Raw genomic sequence first — 19723 nt, 5'->3', positions numbered from 1 at the left:
GTTGCCGTCCGGGCACACCCCGCCCGGGATGCCGCCTCGATCACCCCCTCGGCTCGGCGACGCGCGCCAGCAGCAGGCTCACGTTCTGGCCGCCGAACCCGAACGAGTTGGTGACGGCGTACTCCAGGTCTGCCTTGCGGGGCGTGTCCCGGATGTGGTCCGCCGGGCAGGCCGGATCCGGATCGTCGAGGTGGTACGTCGGCGGCAGCAGGCCCCGACCGAGCGCCAACGCGGTGGCCGCCGCCTCCAGCACCCCGGAGGCACCGAGCAGGTGACCGGTGAGCGCCTTGGTGGAGCTGACCGGCACACCGCCGACGCCGAAGACGTCTGCCAGCGCCGTGGTCTCCGCGATGTCACCGAGCTTCGTGCCGGTGCCGTGCGCGTTGACGTAACCGACCGCCGCCGCCGGCACACCGGCGCTGCGCAGCGCCTGGCGAATGCACGCCGCCGCGCCGGTGCCGTCCGGGCGGGGGGCGGTCGGGTGGTACGCGTCCGTCGTCGCGCCGTGCCCGGCCACCTCGGCGTACCCGGCGACGCCCCGGGCCGCGGCGTGCTCGGCGCGTTCGAGCACCAGCAGCGCGGCCCCCTCGGACAGGACGAACCCGCTGCGGGAGGCGTCGAAGGGCCGACTCGCCCGGCCCGGGTCGGTGCCGGCGCGCGCCAACGCCCGCGCGTTGCCGAAGGTGTCGGCGAAGGTCGGGAAGAGCGGAGCCTCGCTGGCCCCGCAGAGCACCACGTCGACCTCGCCGGTCGCGATGAGCCGCACCCCGTCGGCGACCGCCTGGGCGCCGGAGGCGCAGGCCGTGCCGACCGACGAGCTGTAGCCGCGGATGCCGTGCGCGATGGCGATCCGCGCCGCCGGCATGTTCGGCAGGATCCCGGTGAGCAGGTACGGGCTGACCGCCGCCCGACCCCGGGCCGCCCGGGCCAGCACCTGCGACTCCAGGGTGGCCATCCCGCCGACCCCACCGACGATCACACCGATCCGGTCGGGGTCGACGTCGCGGCCCACCTCGATGCCGGCGTCGGTGAGAGCGTCGGCGGCGGCGAGCAGGGCGAGGACGACGATCCGGTCCAGCACCCGGGTCTCCGGCCCGGAGGCGACGGTACGTGGGTCGATGTCGGGCAGCAGGCCGGCGACGTCCAGCGACGTGCTCGCCGGGTGCCCCTCCGGCGGGCGGGTCAGCCCGGACCGGCCGGTGGTCAGCGCGTCGAAGGTTTCCTCGACGCCCCGACCGACCGGTGTGAACAGACCCATCCCCGTGATCAACGCGGTCATGAACGTGCCTCGGTGAGGTAGCGCTCACGCAGGACCACCTTGCGGACCTTGCCGGTCACGGTGACCGGGATGTCGGCGGAGCTGACCGGCACGACCCGGCGCAGTGTGGCGCCGACGTCCGGGCCGAGGGCGGCGCGGACCCGCTCGGTGCGGTCCTCGGCCTCGTCGGCGCCGGCGGCCAACTCCAGCAGCACGTCGGTGACGACCGCTCCGGCCTCCGCGACGATCACCACGGTGCAGTCGGTGACGTCCGGGCAGGCCGCGAGGATGCGCTCCTCGGACAGCGCGGTGAAGAACCGCCGCCCGTCACCGGCGTCGACCGAGTCCACCGCCCGGTCCAGGTGGTAGTAGCGGCCGTCGGTGTCGGCACGCACCAGGTCACCGGTGAGGTACCAGCCGCGCTGGCGGAAGCGGTAGGTGGTGACCGAGTCGTTCCAGTAGCCCCGGAACAGCGACGGTGAGTCGATGCCCAGGAAACCCACCTCGCCGATCGGCACCGGCTCACCGTCGGCATCGAGCACCGCCACCTTCGCGAACCGGTAGGGGCGGCCGATGCAGCGGCCGTACCGGTCGGTGTCGGCGCGGTGGGTGATGTGGAACATCGAGTGCCCCATCTCGCTGGAGCCCAACCCGTCGATGAAGACCGAGCCGGGCACCTTCGCCACCCCGTCGCGGGTGATGGTGTCGCGCCAACCGACCGCGACCAGCCGGCGGATGTGCGGCTCGTGCGAGGCGTCGCCGGTGTTGAACCACAGCCGCACCGAGTCCAGGTCGTACCCGGACAGGTCGAAGCGGGCCAGCTCCGCCCAGGTGACCGAGAACCCGAACACCCCGTCGGGGCGCCAGCGTTGGATGGCGTCCAGCACCTGCTCGCCGCCCTGCTCGGAGAGCAGGAACATCTGCGCGCGGTTGCCCAGCGCCTGGTTGACCATCAGCACCGTTGCGGTGTGCGGTGCGGGCAGCGCGTTGAGGATCCGGGTGGTGCCCTGCGCCTGCGGCATGGTGAGCAGGTGTCGGGTGGCCGCGAAGAGGCTGGCGTGCGAGTGCAGCACCGCCTTGGGCACCCCGGTCGTCCCGGAGGTGTGGGTGATCACGATCGGGTCGTCCGGGTGGTGCCGGTAGTGCGCCGGGGCCGCGGCCGGGTCACCCGCGCCGGCCTGCGCGGGGGTGCCGAGCAGGGGTACGCCCAGGTCGTGCCCGGCCAGCAGCGCGGTGTGCGCGTCGTCGGCCAGCACACCGACGCCCCGCAGGCGGCGGATGTACTCTGCGGCGATCTCCGGGCGGAGTTTGCCGTTCATCAGCGCCGGGATCGCCCCGAGCCGGGCCAGCGCCAGGAAGCTGAGCACCATGTCGGCGGCGGCGGTGGCCCAGACGGCGACCGGGTCGCGGGGGCGTACCCCTTGTGCGTGCAGCCAGGCGGCGCGGGCGGCGACCCGCTCGTCGAGCCGCCCCAGCGTCAGCGGTGTCTCGGCGGGGTGCCCGTCGACGGCGGTGTCGAAGGTCAGGCCGGGCCCGTCCGGGTCGGCGCCGTGCGCCAGCACCCGGGCCAGGACGTTGCCCGCGCCCAGTTCGGTGTCGGCGGCCAGTGCGCCGCGCAGTCCCCGTGTCCTCATGGTCGTGCTCCTCCCCCCAGCAGCACCGCGACCGCCTCGGTCGGCCCGTCGGGTGCCTGTTCGATCAGGATCAGCAACACCTCGTCGGCGTCGCCGTCGTCGCGCAGCAGGTCGGCCTCGGCGACACCGTCGGTGTACGGGTCGCCGGTCGGGCTGAGGCAGACCACCGGTCCTCGCAGGTTCCAGCGGGCCGCGAGGTGCCCGGCGACGCTGTTGGGCACGGACTGGAAGAAGAACAGCGGGCCGATCCGCCCGCCGGCCTCGACGGCGGCCCGTACGTGCTGGGCGCTGGCGAGATCACCGCTGGCGCTGACCAGCACGATTCCCGTCCGCACCTCGGCGGGCACTCCCGCCGACCCGTATCCCCGCCGTAGACACCGTTCCGCGACGGCCACCACCACCGGCGCGAAGTCCGAGTGCACGAACCCCGGCACCCCCGCCACGGTGCCCCCGACGTCGCCGCCCTCGGGCCAGAGAGCCCGCGCGCTCTCCCCCGGTGATCCGGTCATTCGACGCCGACCAGGAGAGCGGTGTTGGCACCACCGAAGGCGGCGTTGAGGGTCAGGGCGTGGGCGGCTTCCGTCCTTTGCGGACGATCTCTGACGATGTTCAGGGGGCAGGACTCGTCGGGGCCCAGCCATCCGGCGTTGACCGGCAGGTCGCCGTGGCGCAGCGCGAGCGCGGTGACCACCAGTTCGAGCAACCCGGATGCCTCCAGCGCGTGCCCGTGGACCGACTTCGTCGAGCTGACCGGGACCTGGGCGGCATGACCGCCGAGAGCCCGACGCAGGGCGGCGGCCTCGGCGGCGTCGCTCTGCGCGGTACCCGTGGCGTTGGCGTTGACGTAGCCGACGGACTGCGGTGGCAGCCCGGCCCGGCGCAGCGCGCCGTCGACGGCGCGGGCCAGCCCGGTGCCGCCGGGCTCCGGCTGGCAGGGATGGAACGCGTCGCCGGCCCGCCCCCAACCGACCACTGTGGCCACCGGTTCGACACCGCGTCGTCGGGCGGCGCTCGACTCCAGCACCACCGCGGCCACGCCGTCACCCAGCAGCAACCCTCGACGGCCGGTGCTGAACGGGCGCACCGCCCCGTCGACAGCGAGGGCGCGACCGGCGTCGAAGAGCGCGTACTGGTCCGACTCCACCAGGTAGCCGGCCGCGACCACCACCCGCTCGACGTCATCCCGGGTGATCCGGGCGGCGGCGTCGGCCACCGCCGTGCTGGCCGACACGCAGGCGCTGGTGTAGACCCGGGTGTGACCGGACAGTCCACATCGCGCGGCGAGCTGACCGGCGAGCACGGCCGGCGTCGGGCCCACGGCCGGGCCGCCGTGCACGGCGAGCAGCAGGGCGCACCCGGCGCGCTGCGCGCGGTTCAGACCGGCCGCGCGGCAGGCCGCGTCGATCGCGGTGGCCAACTCGTCGGCGAGGGCAGCGACCTCGGGCAGGGTAGCCGCCACGGTGACCCGGCGGGCGGCGGTGTCGAACCGGTCCACCGGTCCGAACGCCGGCACGCCGGCCAACACCCCGGCGAGCTGCGCGTCGGCGCCCCGCCCCAGGGCGCTGACCGCGTACACACCGGTGATCTGGGCGACGCGCGCCTCAACCATCTGCGGAGGCGGTCAGCGATGCCCGGAACACCACCAGGGCGTCGTCGACGGTGCGGATGCCGGCCAGGGCGTCGTCGGTGAGGTCGAGCCGGCGTTCGTAGCGCTGCTCGACGAGGTGCACCAGCCAGGCGAGCTCCATCGAGCCGATCCGGTCGGACACGTCGGCAGCCGGTTTCGCGGTGAGTTCGGCGAGCATGGTCATCAGGTCAGCTCGCCCCAGATCGGGCTGACCGCCCATCAGCTCTTGTCGCTCGTCGCCTCGGTGACGCGATCGGCGACCATTGTGGTGAACTCGCCGACCGTCATCAGGGCGAGCTGCTCCGACTCGTCGTCGGCGAATGTCAGGCCGTACCGGTCCTCGACCCGGACGGACAGGTCGGCCAGGGCGAGTGACTCCAGGTCGACGCCGGAGGGGCCGAGCGTGGTGTCGTCGTCGAGCCCCTCGACGTCGTAGTTCATATCGGCGAGCTGCTCGACGACGAAGGCGCGGACCTCGGCTCTCATGGATACCCTTTCTGCGTGACTCAGCTGACGGTGTCCGGTCGGGACACCGCCTACGTGTGGGTCGGCCGGGACACCGGCGGTCAGCCGGATCCGGCCGCTGTGCTGCTGCGGCGGGCGGGTGCTCTGCTGCTCGGTCGCCCCGACGCCGAGCTGGTGCTGACGCACGACCGCGAGGGACGGCCGGTCGTCCGGGTCGACGAGGTGACCGGGTCGGTCGAGCTGGCGGTCAGCGTCAGCCGCACCGCCGGGTTGGTGGTGGTCGCCGCCCGCCGAGCCGGCACGGTCGGGGTGGACGTGGAGCGGATCCGTCCGCTGCCGGCGCTCGCGCTGGCCCGCCGCTGGTTCCCGCCCGCCGAGCTGGCCTGGTTGGGCGATCGGCCCGAGGCCGGCCGGACGGTGGACTTCCTGCAGTTGTGGACCGCCAAGGAGGCGGTCGGCAAGGCGCTCGGGCAGGGGTTGCGCGACGGCGGGCTGCGCCGGCTGATGCCGCCGCCGGGGCTGCCGATGGGGCCGGTGCCCGGCACCGAGCACCTGCGCGTCGGCCACCCGTCGCTGGGCGGGGGCCTCGTCCTGGCCGTCGCCGCGCACGCGGGCGAGCAGGTCGACGTCGAGGTGGTGCAGCGGCCCGGTCACGGGGTGACCGCCGAGCGCAGCGTGTCGGTCGAGCGGACCAGCTTGCCGGTGGTGGTACGGGGCAACTGATCGAGCAGGTGCAACGCCCTGGGCCGTTTGTAGCCGGCCAACCGTTCGGCGAGGAGCTTGTCCAGCGTCTCCTCCGACAGCGGGCCGTCCGCTTGGACGTACGCGGTGATGCCGTCGTCCCAGACCACCACGGCGGCGGCGACGCCGGTCAGCTCGGCGACGGTGGCCTCCACCTCGGTCAGGTCGACCTTCATCCCGCCGACGGAGACCTGCGAGTCGAGTCGACCACGCACCGTGACCAGGCCGGTGTCGTCGTCGACGGTCCCGGCGTCGCGGGTGTGCAGCCAGCCGTCGGACCAGCGGGTCGGGTCGCTCAGCCCGACGTACGGCGACGCCGGGCAGGACACCCACAGCTCACCGCCGGACTCGCGGACCTCGATCCCGGGCGCGGGGGCGATCGACGGTCGGTGCGACCCGTGCAGGTCGGTGCCGATCACCCCGACCTCGGTCATCCCGTACATGTTGCCCAGGGGTACGCCGTACCGGTCGGTGAACGCACGGGCGACGGCGGCCGGGACCAGCTCACCCCCGGTGGTCATCCGTCGCAGCTGTGGCAGTGGACCGGTCGGGCGGGTGGAGGCGAGCAGTCCGATGTGGAACGGCACGCCGAGCACCGTGGCTGGCGTGGGGCCAGCGCTGATCGCGGCCAGCACGGCGTCGCCGCTGAGCCGCTCCGGCGGCACCAGTTCGACCCCGGCGTGCAGCCCGTAGAGCAGACCACCGACCAGGCCGAGCACGTGCACCATCGAGGGCAGCAGGATGATCCGCTCGCCGGGCAGCGCCACCCCGTCGATCCGGGTGTAGCGGTGCACCTCGGCGACCAGGTCGGCGGCGGTGCGGCCGATCACCTTGGACGGGCCGGTGGAGCCGGAGCTGAGCTGGATCACGGCGTGGCCGCTGACCGCCGGACGGTCGGCGTACCGGGTGACGCCTTCGGTGACGTCGACGAAGATCTTCAACGCGCCGCCACCGGTCCGCACCGGAGCGACCACCACCTGCGGGGTCAACCGGGTCAGCGCCCGGTCCACCTCGTGATCGGTGAGCCGGTGGTCGAGCAGGATCGCCTGCCCCCCGGCGCGCCAGGTGGCGAGCAGGTTCACCACGTACGCCAGCGACGGCGGCAACCGCAGCGCCACGGCGCCACCGGGGCGCAGTCCGACGGTGGTCAGCCGCTCCTGCGCGGCGGTGACCAGCCGGTGCAGGGTGGCCCGGTCGACGGGCTCGGGCAGACGAAGACAAACGTCGGTCGGGTGGCCGGCGAAGAGGACTTCGTCCACCCAACCGGGGTCTGTCGCCGTAGGATCTTCTGCCGTCACTGCCGTTCACCGCCCAGCATGAAAGAGGGCGAATCCGCCCATCACGTACGCTTGTCGGGGTGCTGCGGGGAACCATACGACTCCCACGGTGCCATTGCTAGATGCGAATGGATGGATCAAAAGCAGCGGCCAGCCGGATTGCCGACAGCCCGTTCGGCGGGCAGGATCGGGCGGGTGATTCGGCGGAGCGTCACCGAGGCATGACCCCTCGTACAACCGTCGCGTGTCCTCAGCCGGACGGCCGATGGTGTTGCGGTCAACGGGTGGGACCGACGAGAGTGGCGAGTCGCGCCACGCTGGCGGCTGCCCGGCCGCTGTGGGCGATCTCGGCGATGAGGGTACGGGCGGCAGGTCGGTAGCGGACCTCGGCGGGCGCGACAGCGTCGGCCTCGGCCAGGGCGCGCCCGGCGGCGGTGAGGTCGCCAACGTCGAGGTAGGCGCGGGCGGCGTCGAGAAGGTGGGCGGCCCGATGCTCGGCGGGGAGTCGACGCCAGTCGTCGCCGCGGATGACCTTCTCGTGGCGGTACACGGCCTGGGCGGCGTCGCCGAGGCGCAGGGCGCTGACAAAGCGGGCCAGTCGCACGGCGGCGGGGCCGAACGCGGTGTGGTGCGGGTCGTCGGTGCCCGTACACCGGTCGGCCAACGCGGCGGCATGGTCGATCAGGTCGTCGGCGCGGCGGCCGTCGCCACAGCCGGCAGCGGCCATGGCGGCCTGGAGCAGCAACGTTCCGCGTACCCCATCGTCGGCGGCCGTGCCCACGGCGGCGACGGACGCGGTGAGGGCGAGGCGGTCGCGGCCCAGGGCGCGCAGCGCCTGCGCCACGGCGATAGCGGCGGTGCCGGTGCGGATGGGGTCGCCGGTGGCGGCGGCCACGGCCCGGTCGGCGGCCAGCCAGGCGACGTCGGGCTCGCCGAGCTTGACGAGCACCGAGGCGGTGATCCGGTACGCGGGCACCAGCAGGCCCGCGCTGGCGTGGGCGGCGTCGAGCAGGGCGGGCAGCGCCCGCAACAGGTGGGCGTAGTGGGCGTGCTGGTAACTGAGCCAGGCGTGCGCGACGCGCCGCCCCACCTCGGCGGCGGGCACGGTGCGGGCAGGTCGTTGGTGGTAGTGGGCCAGGGCGGCGCGGACCGCGTCGACGCCGTCCAGGGTGGTGACCGCCGGCGGTGCTGGTCGGCAGGGGTCGAGCAAAACCGCCGGGTCGAGGCGCAGCACCTCGGCGATCTCCTGGACGACGGAGTAGCGGTCCAGGTTGCGAACGCCGCGCTCGACCTTGTCGACCCAACTCTTCGACTTGCCGAGCCGGTCGGCGAGCATCTGCTGGGTCATCCGACGACGCACCCGCCAACGGGCCACCCGCCGCCCAACCGGCTCCTCACGGTCCACCCCGGGCCGGGTCACCGGTCCCGCCCCTGCGGCAGCGACTGGGTGGGCTGCCCACAGTGGGGACACCACCTCGACTTCACCCGAAACGCCAACAACCCGAGCAGAAACCCCGGTACCAGCCCACCAAAAAGCAACGCCACCACTTCGGAAACCACGAGAACCTTCGCCTTCACAGCTCGCCATCGTGACTCGACCCGCTCGTCCTGACGTGTCCAGTGGACTCCGTGCAGAGGGCCGCGAAGGCAGGTGCGCTCGGTGCCTATGAGTGCCCACGATTGCCACAGCCACCCGATGTCGGACCTCATCGCTACTGTTCGTGTGGCGGTCGCTACACATGAGGAGGCTCGAGGGTGGCACCCGACGGAGAGGCGTTGACGCGGTTGTTGGCCGAGGCGGGCTGGCAGCCGGAGCAGCTCGCTCGACGTCTCAACGAATGCGCCGAGCGGCACGGGCGTGCTGAGCGGCTACACCTCAAGACGCCGTACAAGTGGAAGAAGGGCGATGTTCCCCGGGCGCCGTGGCCGTCGTTGACCACGGCGCTGCTGTCCGAGCGGTTGCAGCGGACGGTTGGTCTCGGTGAGCTGGGTTGGCCGAGCGACGGGTTCGAGGCTGCTTCCGCCTCGGCCGGTCTTGATCTGCCCTGGTCTTCAAGCGGGGCCTTGCGGGCGGGCGAGGTGGTGAACGAACCTGAGGGGATGACGCACCGACGGATGTTCCTCACTCTGCTCGGTTCCGCACTGACATCACCGGCGCACGAGTGGCTGATCGCCCAACCACCGCAGGACATCGCATCGACGGCCGGCCGGCCCGTGTCCGGCGACGTCGTGGACCACCTGGACGCGGTAACCGCCAGCCTTCGACGGATGGACGATCACCTCGGCAGCGGCCAGACCCTGGGCCTGGTCCGGAAGCACCTGAGCACGGTGGTCGAGGTGCTGCGCGACCGCGGCTACACCGACACGGTCGGCCGACGGCTGCACGGCACCGCCGGTGAACTGCTGCGCCTCGCCGGCTGGCTGTCCTTCGACGACGGCCACCACACCCAGGCGCAACGGTTCTGGATCGCTGGGCTCTATCAGGCCAACGCGGCCGGTGATCGCGGCCTCGGCGCGAACATCCTCGGCTTCATGTCCTGCCAGGCCAAGGATCTCGGTCAGCTCCGCCAGGCCGTGACCCTTGCGGAGACGGCGCGCGCCAGCTACCCGGCTACGAGCCCCAGTGTGGCGACGATCCTCGACCTGCGGGCCGCCGAGGCGTATGCCAACAACCGGTCGATGACCGACACCCGCCGTGCGCTCGACGCCGCATTCGAGAGGTTCACCGACAGCCGGCCGGAGCACGGCGACCCCGACTGGTCCTACTGGATCAACGAGGCGCAGGCCCACGCGCAGGCCGGCTACTGCTTCGTCAAGCTCGAAGACTGGCCGCGCGCTCGCGACCACCTGCGGGCGGCGCTGCGGCTACAGAGCAACGAGTACACCCGCGAGGGCGCACTGCGTAACGCGTTGCTCGCGACCACGTACGTCCAACAGGAACACCCCGAACTGGACAAGGCGCTCGCCCTCGGCGACCAGGCCGTGCAGACCCTGGCCGGGCAGGTCACCTCCACCAGGTGCATCAAGCACGTTCGCAACCTGGTTGGCGCGCTGACCCCGTACCGGCGCACTCCCACCGTCCGCCGGTTCTGTCAGGATGCCCGGGACCTCATCGCCACCTGAGCCGTGCAGGACAGGCCCGGGGCGTGAACGGTTCGCGCGTGCTAGCTCGGTTTGATGCTGGCGAGTTCGACGAGCAGCTGAACCAGCCGGTACGCCTCGGCGAAATCGGCGGCGTGGAAGGCGACCGTCCGGCCGCCGCCGACGCGGGTCACACCGGGCACCAAAGTTGCGAGGTCGACCATGTACGGGCCGTACAGGTCGACCTCGACGTCCAACGGTCCGGCCATCTTCGCCGGGGATATCGAGGCACGCCGGGCGATGGCCTCGGCGGCGGAGTGGCGCAGCCGCTCCCGTGCCTCCTGCGGATGTAGGGCCACCGCAGCGGCCTGACCCAGGGTCTGCTTGACGGCGACGGTGACCGCCGAGGGCACCAGCTCACTGAATTCCGTGCAGGCGGTGTCGTCGCCGCTGAGTAGAACGACAGGCGCGTCGAGGTGCCCCGCCATGGCGACGTTGAGGCCGATCTCGCCCAGCGATCGTCCGGCCACCCGCACGTCGAGGATGGCGTCACTGAACGTGTGGGCCAGCACGGCGGGCCCGGCACCGGCGCGAGCGTGATAGCCGACGAGCAGGACGGCATCCGTGTGCTCGTCGAGCCCGGCGAGCATGCCCAGCGGGCGGGGTTTGCCCCGCACCAGGTGAGCACGCCGGTCGAGGTCCTCCGGCGGGATGTTCCGGAATGTCCCGTGCGCGTCGGCGACCCACACGACCGCCTCGGGTTCGGCATCGAGGACCCCGGCGATCACCGCGTTCGCCTCGGCCGTCATCAACGCCCGGCCGCGCTCGTAGTCGTACCGATCCGGATTCGTCTCGGCGGGATGAACGATCCCCGAGATGCCTTCGAGATCCACCGAGATCAGCACCTTCATGGCTACCGGACCCTACGCGCACTTTCCCCAATGTCGAACCCGAGCGGCGCAGGGCACGGCCCCGCCCCGCCCCGTCCCGTCCCGTCCCGCCCCGTCCCGTCCCGCCGATCTTGCAGTTTCCGTCGTTGAGACGCGTTAAATGCCCTCTATGTCGCGACAGTAAGTGCAAGATCGCGGGGAGGGTCCGTCGATCATGGAGTTTTGGTGCCTTGCTTGTCCTGGTAAGCAGCACTTTGTCGCCCACCACAACTCCATGATCGACGAGGGCGGGGCAGGGCGGGGCAGCGCGGGGCGGCACCGGGGGGCGCGGGGGCCTCAGGCCAGGGCTGGGGTTTGGGCGTGGATGTGGAAGCGCAGCGAACGGGCGTCGGTGAAGCACTCCCGCATCGGGCGTACGAGGTCCCGGTGTTCGGGGCTGCGTTCCCACTCCTCGAAGTCGGCCAGGCTCGCCCACTCGCTGGTGATCAGCCACTGCTCCGGGTCGGTCGACGACCGGCACACCTGGTCGACCAGGTGCCCCGGCACACCGCCGGCGACCAGGTGCCGCACCTGTTCGTACGCGGCGAGGAACTGTTCGGTGCGCGCCACCGGCACCCGTACCAGAAAGACCACCCGGGCCCGTTTGTCGCTCATGACGCCTCTCCCCTCATCGGCGCGGCCCCGCGCAGGACCAGCGCACTGTTGAACCCGTCGAAGCCCCGCGCGCAGATCAGGGCGAGTCGACTGCGCGGCCGGCGGTGCTCGCGCAGGAAGTCCAGCTCGCAGCCCTCGGCCACCTCGTCCGGTCCCGCCGACGCGGGCAACGTGTCGTGGGCGAAGGCGAGCAGCGCGGTGGCCACGTCCAACGCCGAGCCGCCCTGATACGCCCGACCGGTCAGCGGTTTCTGTGTGGTCACCGGGGGCGGCCGATCGGCGAACACGGCCCGCAGCGCCTCGGCCTCGCTACGGTCGTAGCGCGGCACGCCGAGAGCGTCGGGCAGCACCACGTCGATTCCGGCGGCGGCGACGCCCGCCCGGTCCAGGGCCAGCCGCATCGCCCGCGCGTACTGGGCCGGGTCGCCGCTGCTCTCCGCCGTGGTGTGCGCGGCGTCGTGGGTGGAGCCCCACCCGCTCACCTCGCCGTAGACCCGGGCGCCCCGGGCCAGGGCGTGCCCCAACTCCTCCACCACGAACACCGCTCCGCCCTCGGCCGGCAGGTAGCCGCTGGCGGTGGCGTCGAACGGCCGGTACGCCCGCTCCGGGTCGGCGACGTCACTGAGCAGCCCCGAGCGCAACTGACAGGCGAGCGCGTACGGGCTCAACGGGCACTCGGTGGCCCCGGCGATCACGACCGGGGTGCCCCGGCGCACCGCGCGGGCGGCGTGGGCCAGGCTGTCCAGGCCGCCGGCCGACTCCGCGACCAGCACCCCGCTCGGACCCTTGAACTGGTGGTGGATGGAGAGCTGCCCGACGCTGGCGGCGTAGAACCAGGCGATCGACTGGTACGCCCCGACCGTCCGCGAGGTGCCGCCCCACAGCCGTTGCAGTTCCCGCTGACCGAACAGGTTGCCCCCGGACGAGCTGGCCAGGGTCACCGCGTAGCCGTACGGGTCGGGGGCCCGGTCGGGCAGGCCGGCATCGGCCAGCGCCAGCCGGGTGGCGGCGAAGCCGAGGTGCGTCCACCTGTCGGTCTGCACCAACTGTCGACTGTCGGCGTAGGAGTCGGCGGTGAAGCCGGGCACCTCCCCGCCGAAGCGGGTCGGATAGCCGGCCGGGTCGAACAACGTGATCGGCCCGGTCCGGCGGGTGCCGGCGAGGACCGTGCGCCAGTGTGCGTCCGCGCCGATGCCGCTCGGTGCGACCACCCCGATGCCGGTCACCACGGCGCGGGCGACCTCGGCTCGCTCGCTACGCTCGCTCACGCCGCCACCGCGCCGAGCATCCGACGGAAGACCATCGCCGACTGGAAACCGCCGAAACCGCTGCCCACCGAGAGGGCCACGTCCACCGGTACCTCCCGTGCCTCATTGGGTACGTAGTCCAGGTCGCACTCCGGGTCCCGGGTGCTCCAGTTCGCCGTCGGCGGCACCACACCGAACTCGATGGCGAGGGCGCACGCGGCCATCTCGATCGACCCGATCGCGCCAAGCGAGTGCCCGACCATCGACTTGATCGAGCTGATCGGGATCCGGTACGCGGCCTGGCCCAGCGCCCGCTTGAACGCGGCCGTCTCGTGTCGGTCGTTCTGCCGGGTGCCCGAGCCGTGGGCGCTGATGTAGGAGACCTGCTCGGGCAGGATCCGGCCCTGCCGGAGCGCGTCGGTGACGGCAAGGCCCATCTCCAGCCCGTCCGGCCGCAACCCGGTCATGTGGAAGCCGTTGCTGCGGCTGGCGTAGCCGGCCACCTCGCAGTAGATGTGCGCTCCCCGACGCCGGGCGTGGCCGGCCTCCTCCAGCACCAGCACCGCCCCGCCCTCGGCCAACACGAAGCCGTGCCGGTCGGCGTCGAACGGGCGGGAGGCGTGTGCCGGGTCGTCGTTGTCCGGGCTGGTCGCCTTGATCGCGTCGAACGAGGCGACAGTGACCGGCGAGATCGGCGAGTCGGACGCGCCGGCCAGCATCACGTCCGCCTCACCGTCCACGATCATCTGGTGGGCGTACCCGATGGCGTCGATGCCGGAGGTGCAGCCGGTGGACACCACCTGCGCAGGACCGTGCAGCCCGTGCCGGCACGCCACGTCCGCGGCGAGGCTGCTGGGCACCAGCGCCTGATAGAGGTACGGGCCACCGCGCGTCCCGTCCACCAACCACCGTCGGCCGTGCTCGCTGACGGTGACGTACTCCTGTTCCAACGCCATCGTGCCGCCCACCGCCGTGCCCAGCACCACCCCGGCCCGGTCCCGTTGCGCGTCGGTGAGCTCCAACTGGGCGTCGGCCACCGCCTCGGCGGAGCAGGCCAGCGCGAACTGCACGTACCGGTCGGCCCGGCGTCGCTCGGCCTCGCTCAGACCCGCCGCGACCGGGTCGAAGTCGCACTCCGCCGCGATCTGCGACCGGAACGCCGACGGGTCGAAGAAACTGATCCGCCGGGTGGCGGTGCGCCCCTCGGTGATGGTCTTCCAGAAGCGGTCCCGGCTGGCGCCGCCCGGGGCCACCACCCCGATCCCGGTCACCACCGTGCGGCGCCCGGTCATGGTGCCTCCACCAGTTCGGTGTCGACGTGGCCCAGTTCGGGTCGGGGGGCCAGCGGGCCCAGGTGGAAGACCACCTCGGCCGGTTCGACGCCGGTGTTGCGCAGCCGGTGCCGCACGTTGACCGGGACGAACAGCCCCTCACCGGCGGCCAGCAGCGTCGGGTGATCGTCCAGGTCGACGGTGATCGCGCCCCGCACCAGGTACAGGAACTCCTCGCTGTACGGGTGGTAGTGCTCGGCGATCCGCTCCCCCGGCTCGAGTGTGGCCACCCCGAGGAAACCCGAGGTGCTGCCGACGGTGCGGGGGCCGAGCAGCACCCGCAGCTCACCGCCGCGACGGCGGTCGGCGGGTACGTCCCGGGTGGCGATCGGGCGGGTGCTCAGGTCACTCATCGTCGGCTCCCGTCGGTGCGTCGCTGGCGGTCGGCGTGTCCTGGTCGGCGCGCTGCCAGGCGATCCGCTCCACCCGGTCCTTGATCACCGCGAGTTGGATCACGCTGTTGGTGTTGATCCGCTCGGTCATCGCGGCGTTGTCGACCGGCGCGGTCGGCTTCATCGCGAAGTCCTGCGTCCAGGTCATCCGGGTGCCGCCGGCCTCCTCGGTGTAGCGCCAGTGGATGCGCATGTACTCGAACGGCCCGGTCTCCACCCGGTGCGCCCGGACCTGCCTGCTCACCGGGTCGGCGGTGCGCTCGCTGACCCAGCTCCAGGACACCCCGTTCTCGTCGGGGTACATGGTGAGGCGGAACCGCACCGTGTGCGCCTCGCGGTGCAGGATCTCCACCACGGCGTACTCGGTGAACAGCTCGGTCCAGTTCGCCACGTCGTTGGTGACCTCCCAGACCAGCCCCAGCGGCGCGTCGATGACCACGCTGTTCTCGGTGTGCCCGGGCGGGTCGGCGCGGCGGGCGACCAGGTCGGCCACCGCCGGGATGCTCAGTTGGCCGGCCTGCTCGGGAATGGCCACCTGCCAGCGGTCGGCGACGACCGCCGACAGTTCCAGCAGGGCGAGCGAGTCCATGCCCAGCTCCTCCAGCGACGCGGCGGGCGCGCGGGCCGCGGCGTCGGCGTCCAGCCCGCAGTGCGCCACCAGGATGTCGGTGATCTCGGCGGTCATCGGGCGACCATGGGTGACGGTCATCGGGTCCTCCTGTGGGTTGCGTCGGGATCTGCGGCGGGCGCGGTGCGCGGCGCGGGGGTGGTCGTCGGCCCCGGTGCGGGCGCGGAGAGCAGACGGTCGACCAGGCCGGTGGTGTAGCGGCCCTTGCGGAATGCGGCGTCGTCGAGCACCCGCCGGACGAACGGGATGGTGGTGTGCACGCCCGGACCGGCGACGTCGAACTCGTCCAGGGCGCGTTCCAGCCGGTTGAGGGCCAGCTCCCGGTCGGGTGCCCAGACGATCACCTTGGCGAGCAGCGAGTCGTACCAGGGGCCGACCAGGTAACCGGCGCTGGCGTGGGTGTCCACCCGGGTGAACGGGCCGCCGGGTGGGGTGAACCGCTCCAGCCGGCCGGGGGTGGGGGCGAAGCCGCGCGCGGGGTCCTCGGTGTTGACCCGACACTCCACCGCGACGCCGTGCAGGCGGATCTCCTTCTGCCGCCACCGCAGCGGTACGCCGGCGGCGATGTGGAGTTGCTCGTGCACCAGGTCGATCCCGGTGACCATCTCGGTGACGGGATGCTCCACCTGGATCCGGCAGTTGATCTCCAGGAAGTGGAACTTCTCCTCGGCGTCGACAAGGAACTCCAGCGTGCCGGCGCCAACGAAACCGACCTGGAGCGCACCCCGCAGGGCGGTCTCGGCGATGGTGTCGAGGACGGCGGCGGGCAGCGCCGGCGCGGGCGCCTCCTCGACCAGTTTCTGGTGCCGGCGCTGCACCGAGCAGTCCCGGGTGCCCAGGTGCACACCATTGCCGTGGGCGTCGCAGAGCACCTGCACCTCGACGTGCCGCGCCTCGGTGAGGTAACGCTCGACGTACACCCGGTCGTCGCCGAAGGCTGCCTGCGCGGCGGCCCGGGTCCGGGTGTACGCCCGGCGCAGCTCGCCCGGGGTGCGCACCACTGTCATCCCCCGGCCCCCGCCCCCGGCGGCGGCTTTCACGATCACCGGGTACCCGACGGCGTCGGCCACCTCGGCCGCAGCGGCGGCGGTGGGTACCGGCGCGACACTGCCCGGCGACAGCGGCAGGCCGGCACGGCTCATCAGTGCGCGGGCCGAGGACTTGTCGGCCAGCGCGGCCATCACCGCCGGTGGTGGGCCGATGAACGTCAGCCCGTTGTCGGCGCAGATCTCGGCGAAGTCGGCGTCCTCGGAGAGAAAGCCGTAGCCCGGGTGCACGGCCTGCGCCCCCACCTGCCGGGCCGCCTCCACGATGGCGGCGGCGTTGAGGTAGCTGCGCCGACTCGACGCCGGTCCGATCCGGACGGCCTGGTCGGCGAGGCGTACCGCCGCCGAGTCGGCGTCGGCGGCGGAGTAGACCACCGCCGTCCGGACGCCGAGCTCCTTGCAGGCGCGCAGCACCCGCAGCGCGATCTCGCCCCGGTTGGCGATCAGCACGGTCTCGAACATGGTCAACCACCCCGCGCCGTCATGCCGGATCCAGTTCGACGAGCGGCTGGTCGTACTCGACCGGCTGGCCGTCCTCGACGAGGATCGCGGCCACCCGGCCGGCCCGGTCGGCGGTCACCTCGTTCATCAGCTTCATCGCCTCGACGATGGCCACCGGCTGGCCGGGGCGGACCAGGTCGCCCACCGCGACGAACGGCCGCGCGCCCGGCTCCGGCGCCCGGTAGAAGGTGCCGACGATCGGTGCCCGCACCGCGGCACGCCCGGGCACCGGCGGCCGGAGCACCGCAGGGGCGGCGTTGGGCGTCGGACCGACCGCCGGTGCCGCCTCGGCCCGGGGCAGGGGTACGTCCGCTCGGGTCGCCTCCTCGGGGTGCCACTCGACCTCCAGCACCGCCGGCCCGCTGCGCAGCCGGATCCGGCGCACCGGCCCGGCCAGCTCGGCGATCAGGTGCTGTGCCTGCCGGCGCAGCCCGGCGAGGGCCTCCTCGCCGTCCATCCCGACGTCGTCGGACGCGTCGACCGTCGAGAGCGACCGGTCGCCGGCGGTCATCGCAGGCCCGCCCGAGTGCCGACGCGGTTCGCGCCGAAGCGTCGGAAGCGTTGCCGGCGCAGCCGGACCAGCATGGCCGGCGGCACGTCCAGCAGCGGCAGGAGGTTGGCCAGCAGGGCGGCACGCAACCGGTGGGCGGTCTCCGCCGGGTCGTCGTGCGCGGCGCTCGACGGCTCCGACACGACCTCGTCGACCACCCCGAGCCGGCGCAGGTCGGGCGCGGTCAGTCGCAGGGCGCGGGCGGCCTGAGGGGCCGCCGACCGGTCCGGCCAGAGGATCGCCGCACACCCCTCGGGGCTGATCACCGAGTAGACGGCGTTCTCCAGCATCAGCACCCGGTCGGCCACCGCCAGCGCCAACGCGCCGCCGCTGCCGCCCTCGCCGGTGATCACCGCGAGCACGGGGGTGGGCAGCACGGTGAGGGTGAGGATGTTCTCGGCGATGGCCGCCGCCTGGCCGTGCTCCTCGGCGCTCACCCCCGGGTCGGCGCCGGGGGTGTCCACCAGGGTGACCACGGGCAGGCCGAGGCGGGCCGCGAGGCGCATGAGCCGCAGCGCCTTGCGGTGCCCGGCCGGGCTGGCCATGCCGAAGTTGCGGGCGACCAGCTCGGCGGTGGTGTGCCCCTTCTGGTGACCGATGACCATTACGTGCCGGCCGGCCAACCGCGCCAGGCCACCGACGATGGCCGGGCAGTCCGCGCCGAGCCGATCGCCGTGCAGCTCCACGAACCCGTCGAAGACCGAGTCCAGGTAGTCCAGTGTGGTGGGCCGCCCCGGGTGCCGCGCCGTCCGGACGGTGTCCCACGCGTCGCGTACGGCGTTGCCGGCGTCTCCCTCGGCCGCCGGGTCCGTCGGCCGCGTCACGACGGCGCCGTCGTCGGCGAGGCGCTCGCGGTGCGACGCCGGCTCCTGGTGGGGTACGGGCGGACGCGCCGGACGGCCGGCGCGGGTCGCGGCGAGCAGCGCCGTCAGCCGTCCGCGCAGCGACCGGCGCTGCACCACCATGTCGACCTGCCCGTGTCGGAGGAGGAAGTCGGCGGTCTGGAAGCCCTCCGGTAGGGCCCTCCCGGTGATCTGACGGATCACCCGGGGGCCGGCGAAGCCCATCCGCGCGCCACTCTCGGCGAGCACCAGATCGGTGTTGGTGGCGAACGAGGCGGCCACTCCGCCGTAGGTCGGGTCGGTGAGGACGCTCACGGTGAGCAGTCCCGCCTCGCGCAACGCGGCGATGGCCTGACTGACGGTCGCCATCTGCATCAACGACAGCGCGCCTTCCTGCATCCGCGCCCCGCCGGACGCGGTGATCAGGACGAGCGGCGTGCGGTCGTCGAGTGCCCGTTCGGCGGCCCGGGTGATCAGCTCACCGACCGCGCAGCCCAGGCTGCCGCCGAGGAAGCGGAAGTCCATCACCGCCAGGGCCACCGGGTGGCCGCCGATGGTGGCCGTGGCACAGACGACCCCCTCGGCGAGACCCGTGCTGGCCCGCGCGCCGGTGAGCCGGTGCGGGTACGGCAGCACGTCGACGAAGTCGAGCGGGTCCGCCCCCGGCAGCCGGTCGGGCAGCAGGCGCAGCGAACCCGGGTCGACCAGTTGGCGCAGGCGTTCCGGCGCGCCAAGTCGGGCATGCTCCCCGCACTCCGGGCAGACGTCGAGGTTGCGGCGCAGCCGTTTGCGGTAGAGCAGGGTCGCGCAGCCCGCGCAGCGGGACCACAACTGCTCCTCACGCGGCGCGGTGGCCGTCACGACCGCCGCCCGGTGTCCGGGGCGTCGAACCGGTAGAAGCACCGCGCCATGGCGTCGCGCGGCGAGCGCCAGGTCGACAGGTACGGCGACACGTACGGGCGCAGGCGGTCACTGACCCGGATGAACTCGGGGTGGTCACGCGCGGCCTCCACCGCGCCCTCCGCCGGATGGGCGGTCTCGAGCAGGTGCACATAGAGGTCGTGCAGTCGGTACAGCGAGCGGTGCCGGACACCGACCAGGCGCGGCAGCTCCGTCGAGTCCGACTCGGCGAAGATCTCGGCGACCCGCTCCTCGGCGGTTGGATCGACCTTCGCGATGATCAGCGATCGGTCCATGTTGGGCCTCCCCCCACGGCGTCCGGCCGGCGACGGGTGGCCCCCGGACGCGCTGGACGACTGCCGACACGATGCGCCGATCCTCGTCACGGCGGCGTCACCGTGCCAGGTCGGCCAGCGACGGATGATGGTGACGCTGCGTTGACGCAACCTGTGTATCAGCTATGTGCCGGGCGGGTCCGACGCGCTAATGTTTATGCAGTTCAGAACCGATCTCGGGTTGACTGTCGCCAATAGAAGGTCCACGTTGGCGTTGACGCAACGTGACCGTTATTGATAATCTTCAGCGTGGTCAGGCCGGCGGCCTCGGCGGGCGGGGCCGCGCCCGGCCACGCCGCGATCGGCGGGGTCGACAGTGGCGTC

Annotated in this window: 20 protein-coding genes; 2 read left to right on the top strand and 18 right to left on the bottom strand. The window is 72.9% G+C overall.

Annotated features, from left to right (window positions below):
* Window positions 1-40 precede the first annotated feature (40 nt).
* From ACIBEF_RS16930 to ACIBEF_RS16905, 6 genes are read right to left on the bottom strand one after another with little or no spacing between them, the layout of a single operon-like run.
* Window positions 41-1279: a beta-ketoacyl-[acyl-carrier-protein] synthase family protein gene (locus ACIBEF_RS16930; protein ID WP_396794206.1), complete on the bottom strand. Its 1239-nt coding sequence runs from the start codon at window positions 1277-1279 to the stop codon at window positions 41-43.
* Window positions 1276-2892 carry a class I adenylate-forming enzyme family protein gene (locus tag ACIBEF_RS16925; protein ID WP_396794205.1) on the bottom strand — a complete coding sequence of 539 codons (1617 nt, stop codon included), beginning with the start codon at window positions 2890-2892 and terminating at the stop codon, window positions 1276-1278. Before ACIBEF_RS16925 ends, ACIBEF_RS16930 begins: the two co-directional genes overlap by 4 nt.
* Complete coding sequence (locus ACIBEF_RS16920) at window positions 2889-3401, bottom strand: beta-ketoacyl synthase chain length factor (protein ID WP_396794204.1); 513 nt, start codon at window positions 3399-3401, stop codon at window positions 2889-2891. Before ACIBEF_RS16920 ends, ACIBEF_RS16925 begins: the two co-directional genes overlap by 4 nt.
* On the bottom strand, window positions 3398-4501 hold the full coding sequence (locus ACIBEF_RS16915; RefSeq protein ID WP_396794203.1) for a beta-ketoacyl-[acyl-carrier-protein] synthase family protein: 1104 nt from the start codon (window positions 4499-4501) through the stop codon (window positions 3398-3400). The genes ACIBEF_RS16920 and ACIBEF_RS16915 overlap by 4 nt, the downstream gene beginning before the upstream one ends.
* Entirely contained in the window at window positions 4494-4739 is a 246-nt protein-coding gene (locus ACIBEF_RS16910) for an acyl carrier protein (protein ID WP_396794202.1), read from the bottom strand. Before ACIBEF_RS16910 ends, ACIBEF_RS16915 begins: the two co-directional genes overlap by 8 nt.
* On the bottom strand, window positions 4739-5005 hold the full coding sequence (locus ACIBEF_RS16905) for an acyl carrier protein (RefSeq protein ID WP_355007995.1): 267 nt from the start codon (window positions 5003-5005) through the stop codon (window positions 4739-4741). Before ACIBEF_RS16905 ends, ACIBEF_RS16910 begins: the two co-directional genes overlap by 1 nt.
* Window positions 5006-5020: 15 nt before the next feature.
* Between ACIBEF_RS16905 and ACIBEF_RS16900 the strand changes: the two genes are divergently transcribed.
* Window positions 5021-5707: a 4'-phosphopantetheinyl transferase family protein gene (locus ACIBEF_RS16900; protein WP_396794201.1), complete on the top strand. Its 687-nt coding sequence runs from the start codon at window positions 5021-5023 to the stop codon at window positions 5705-5707.
* Here the strand turns inward: ACIBEF_RS16900 and ACIBEF_RS16895 are convergent.
* Both ACIBEF_RS16895 and ACIBEF_RS16890 read right to left on the bottom strand, forming a co-directional pair.
* Entirely contained in the window at window positions 5635-6984 is a 1350-nt protein-coding gene (locus tag ACIBEF_RS16895; protein ID WP_396794200.1) for a class I adenylate-forming enzyme family protein, read from the bottom strand. The genes ACIBEF_RS16900 and ACIBEF_RS16895 overlap by 73 nt on opposite strands.
* 295 nt (window positions 6985-7279) lie before the next feature.
* Window positions 7280-8422 (bottom strand): helix-turn-helix domain-containing protein, encoded by a 1143-nt coding sequence (locus ACIBEF_RS16890; RefSeq protein WP_396794199.1) that lies wholly within the window; start codon window positions 8420-8422, stop codon window positions 7280-7282.
* A gap of 335 nt (window positions 8423-8757) precedes the next feature.
* On the opposite strand from ACIBEF_RS16890, the gene ACIBEF_RS16885 reads away from it, so the two are divergent.
* Complete coding sequence (locus tag ACIBEF_RS16885; RefSeq protein ID WP_396794198.1) at window positions 8758-10125, top strand: hypothetical protein; 1368 nt, start codon at window positions 8758-8760, stop codon at window positions 10123-10125.
* A 41-nt stretch (window positions 10126-10166) separates the two neighbouring features.
* On the opposite strand, the gene ACIBEF_RS16880 is transcribed toward ACIBEF_RS16885, so the two are convergent.
* From ACIBEF_RS16880 to ACIBEF_RS16835, 10 genes are all read right to left on the bottom strand, one after another.
* Window positions 10167-10994, bottom strand: a complete 828-nt coding sequence (locus ACIBEF_RS16880) for a M55 family metallopeptidase (protein WP_396794196.1) — start codon at window positions 10992-10994, stop codon at window positions 10167-10169.
* Window positions 10995-11309: 315 nt separating this feature from the next.
* On the bottom strand, window positions 11310-11627 hold the full coding sequence (locus ACIBEF_RS16875; RefSeq protein WP_396794195.1) for an antibiotic biosynthesis monooxygenase family protein: 318 nt from the start codon (window positions 11625-11627) through the stop codon (window positions 11310-11312).
* Window positions 11624-12895, bottom strand: coding sequence for a beta-ketoacyl synthase N-terminal-like domain-containing protein (locus tag ACIBEF_RS16870; protein WP_396794194.1), 1272 nt, complete (start codon window positions 12893-12895; stop codon window positions 11624-11626). The genes ACIBEF_RS16875 and ACIBEF_RS16870 overlap by 4 nt, the downstream gene beginning before the upstream one ends.
* Window positions 12892-14166, bottom strand: a complete 1275-nt coding sequence (locus ACIBEF_RS16865) for a beta-ketoacyl-[acyl-carrier-protein] synthase family protein (protein WP_357197538.1) — start codon at window positions 14164-14166, stop codon at window positions 12892-12894. The genes ACIBEF_RS16870 and ACIBEF_RS16865 overlap by 4 nt, the downstream gene beginning before the upstream one ends.
* Entirely contained in the window at window positions 14163-14558 is a 396-nt protein-coding gene (locus tag ACIBEF_RS16860) for a cupin domain-containing protein (RefSeq protein WP_396794193.1), read from the bottom strand. Before ACIBEF_RS16860 ends, ACIBEF_RS16865 begins: the two co-directional genes overlap by 4 nt.
* Window positions 14551-15306, bottom strand: coding sequence for an SRPBCC family protein (locus ACIBEF_RS16855; protein ID WP_396794192.1), 756 nt, complete (start codon window positions 15304-15306; stop codon window positions 14551-14553). Before ACIBEF_RS16855 ends, ACIBEF_RS16860 begins: the two co-directional genes overlap by 8 nt.
* The gene (locus ACIBEF_RS16850) at window positions 15303-16733 is read right to left on the bottom strand and encodes an acetyl/propionyl/methylcrotonyl-CoA carboxylase subunit alpha (RefSeq protein ID WP_396794191.1); all 1431 of its coding nucleotides are present in this window, start codon (window positions 16731-16733) and stop codon (window positions 15303-15305) included. The genes ACIBEF_RS16855 and ACIBEF_RS16850 overlap by 4 nt, the downstream gene beginning before the upstream one ends.
* A 19-nt stretch (window positions 16734-16752) precedes the next feature.
* Window positions 16753-17283, bottom strand: a complete 531-nt coding sequence (gene accB / locus ACIBEF_RS16845) for an acetyl-CoA carboxylase biotin carboxyl carrier protein (protein ID WP_396794190.1) — start codon at window positions 17281-17283, stop codon at window positions 16753-16755.
* Window positions 17280-19025 carry an acetyl-CoA carboxylase carboxyltransferase subunit alpha gene (locus ACIBEF_RS16840; protein WP_396794189.1) on the bottom strand — a complete coding sequence of 582 codons (1746 nt, stop codon included), beginning with the start codon at window positions 19023-19025 and terminating at the stop codon, window positions 17280-17282. Before ACIBEF_RS16840 ends, accB begins: the two co-directional genes overlap by 4 nt.
* Entirely contained in the window at window positions 19022-19360 is a 339-nt protein-coding gene (locus ACIBEF_RS16835) for a TcmI family type II polyketide cyclase (protein WP_396794188.1), read from the bottom strand. Before ACIBEF_RS16835 ends, ACIBEF_RS16840 begins: the two co-directional genes overlap by 4 nt.
* Window positions 19361-19723 lie beyond the last annotated feature (363 nt).

Source organism: Micromonospora sp. NPDC050795 (assembly GCF_044456785.1).
Lineage (GTDB): Bacteria > Actinomycetota > Actinomycetes > Mycobacteriales > Micromonosporaceae > Micromonospora.
This window is presented reverse-complemented; position numbering and strand designations above follow the sequence as displayed.

Bases quoted from the DNA above. Each gene is read 5' to 3' on its own strand.
- ACIBEF_RS16910 (WP_396794202.1), bottom strand. From the start codon at position 4,739: ATGGGCGGTCAGCCCGATCTGGGGCGAGCTGACCTGATGACCATGCTC.
- ACIBEF_RS16930 (WP_396794206.1), bottom strand. From the start codon at position 1,279: ATGACCGCGTTGATCACGGGGATGGGTCTGTTCACACCGGTCGGTCGG.
- ACIBEF_RS16875 (WP_396794195.1), bottom strand. From the start codon at position 11,627: ATGAGCGACAAACGGGCCCGGGTGGTCTTTCTGGTACGGGTGCCGGTG.
- ACIBEF_RS16865 (WP_357197538.1), bottom strand. From the start codon at position 14,166: ATGACCGGGCGCCGCACGGTGGTGACCGGGATCGGGGTGGTGGCCCCG.
- ACIBEF_RS16915 (WP_396794203.1), bottom strand. From the start codon at position 4,501: ATGGTTGAGGCGCGCGTCGCCCAGATCACCGGTGTGTACGCGGTCAGC.
- ACIBEF_RS16855 (WP_396794192.1), bottom strand. From the start codon at position 15,306: ATGACCGTCACCCATGGTCGCCCGATGACCGCCGAGATCACCGACATC.
- ACIBEF_RS16920 (WP_396794204.1), bottom strand. From the start codon at position 3,401: ATGACCGGATCACCGGGGGAGAGCGCGCGGGCTCTCTGGCCCGAGGGC.
- ACIBEF_RS16850 (WP_396794191.1), bottom strand. From the start codon at position 16,733: ATGTTCGAGACCGTGCTGATCGCCAACCGGGGCGAGATCGCGCTGCGG.
- ACIBEF_RS16860 (WP_396794193.1), bottom strand. From the start codon at position 14,558: ATGAGTGACCTGAGCACCCGCCCGATCGCCACCCGGGACGTACCCGCC.
- ACIBEF_RS16925 (WP_396794205.1), bottom strand. From the start codon at position 2,892: ATGAGGACACGGGGACTGCGCGGCGCACTGGCCGCCGACACCGAACTG.
- ACIBEF_RS16905 (WP_355007995.1), bottom strand. From the start codon at position 5,005: ATGAGAGCCGAGGTCCGCGCCTTCGTCGTCGAGCAGCTCGCCGATATG.
- ACIBEF_RS16835 (WP_396794188.1), bottom strand. From the start codon at position 19,360: ATGGACCGATCGCTGATCATCGCGAAGGTCGATCCAACCGCCGAGGAG.
- accB (WP_396794190.1), bottom strand. From the start codon at position 17,283: ATGACCGCCGGCGACCGGTCGCTCTCGACGGTCGACGCGTCCGACGAC.
- ACIBEF_RS16880 (WP_396794196.1), bottom strand. From the start codon at position 10,994: ATGAAGGTGCTGATCTCGGTGGATCTCGAAGGCATCTCGGGGATCGTT.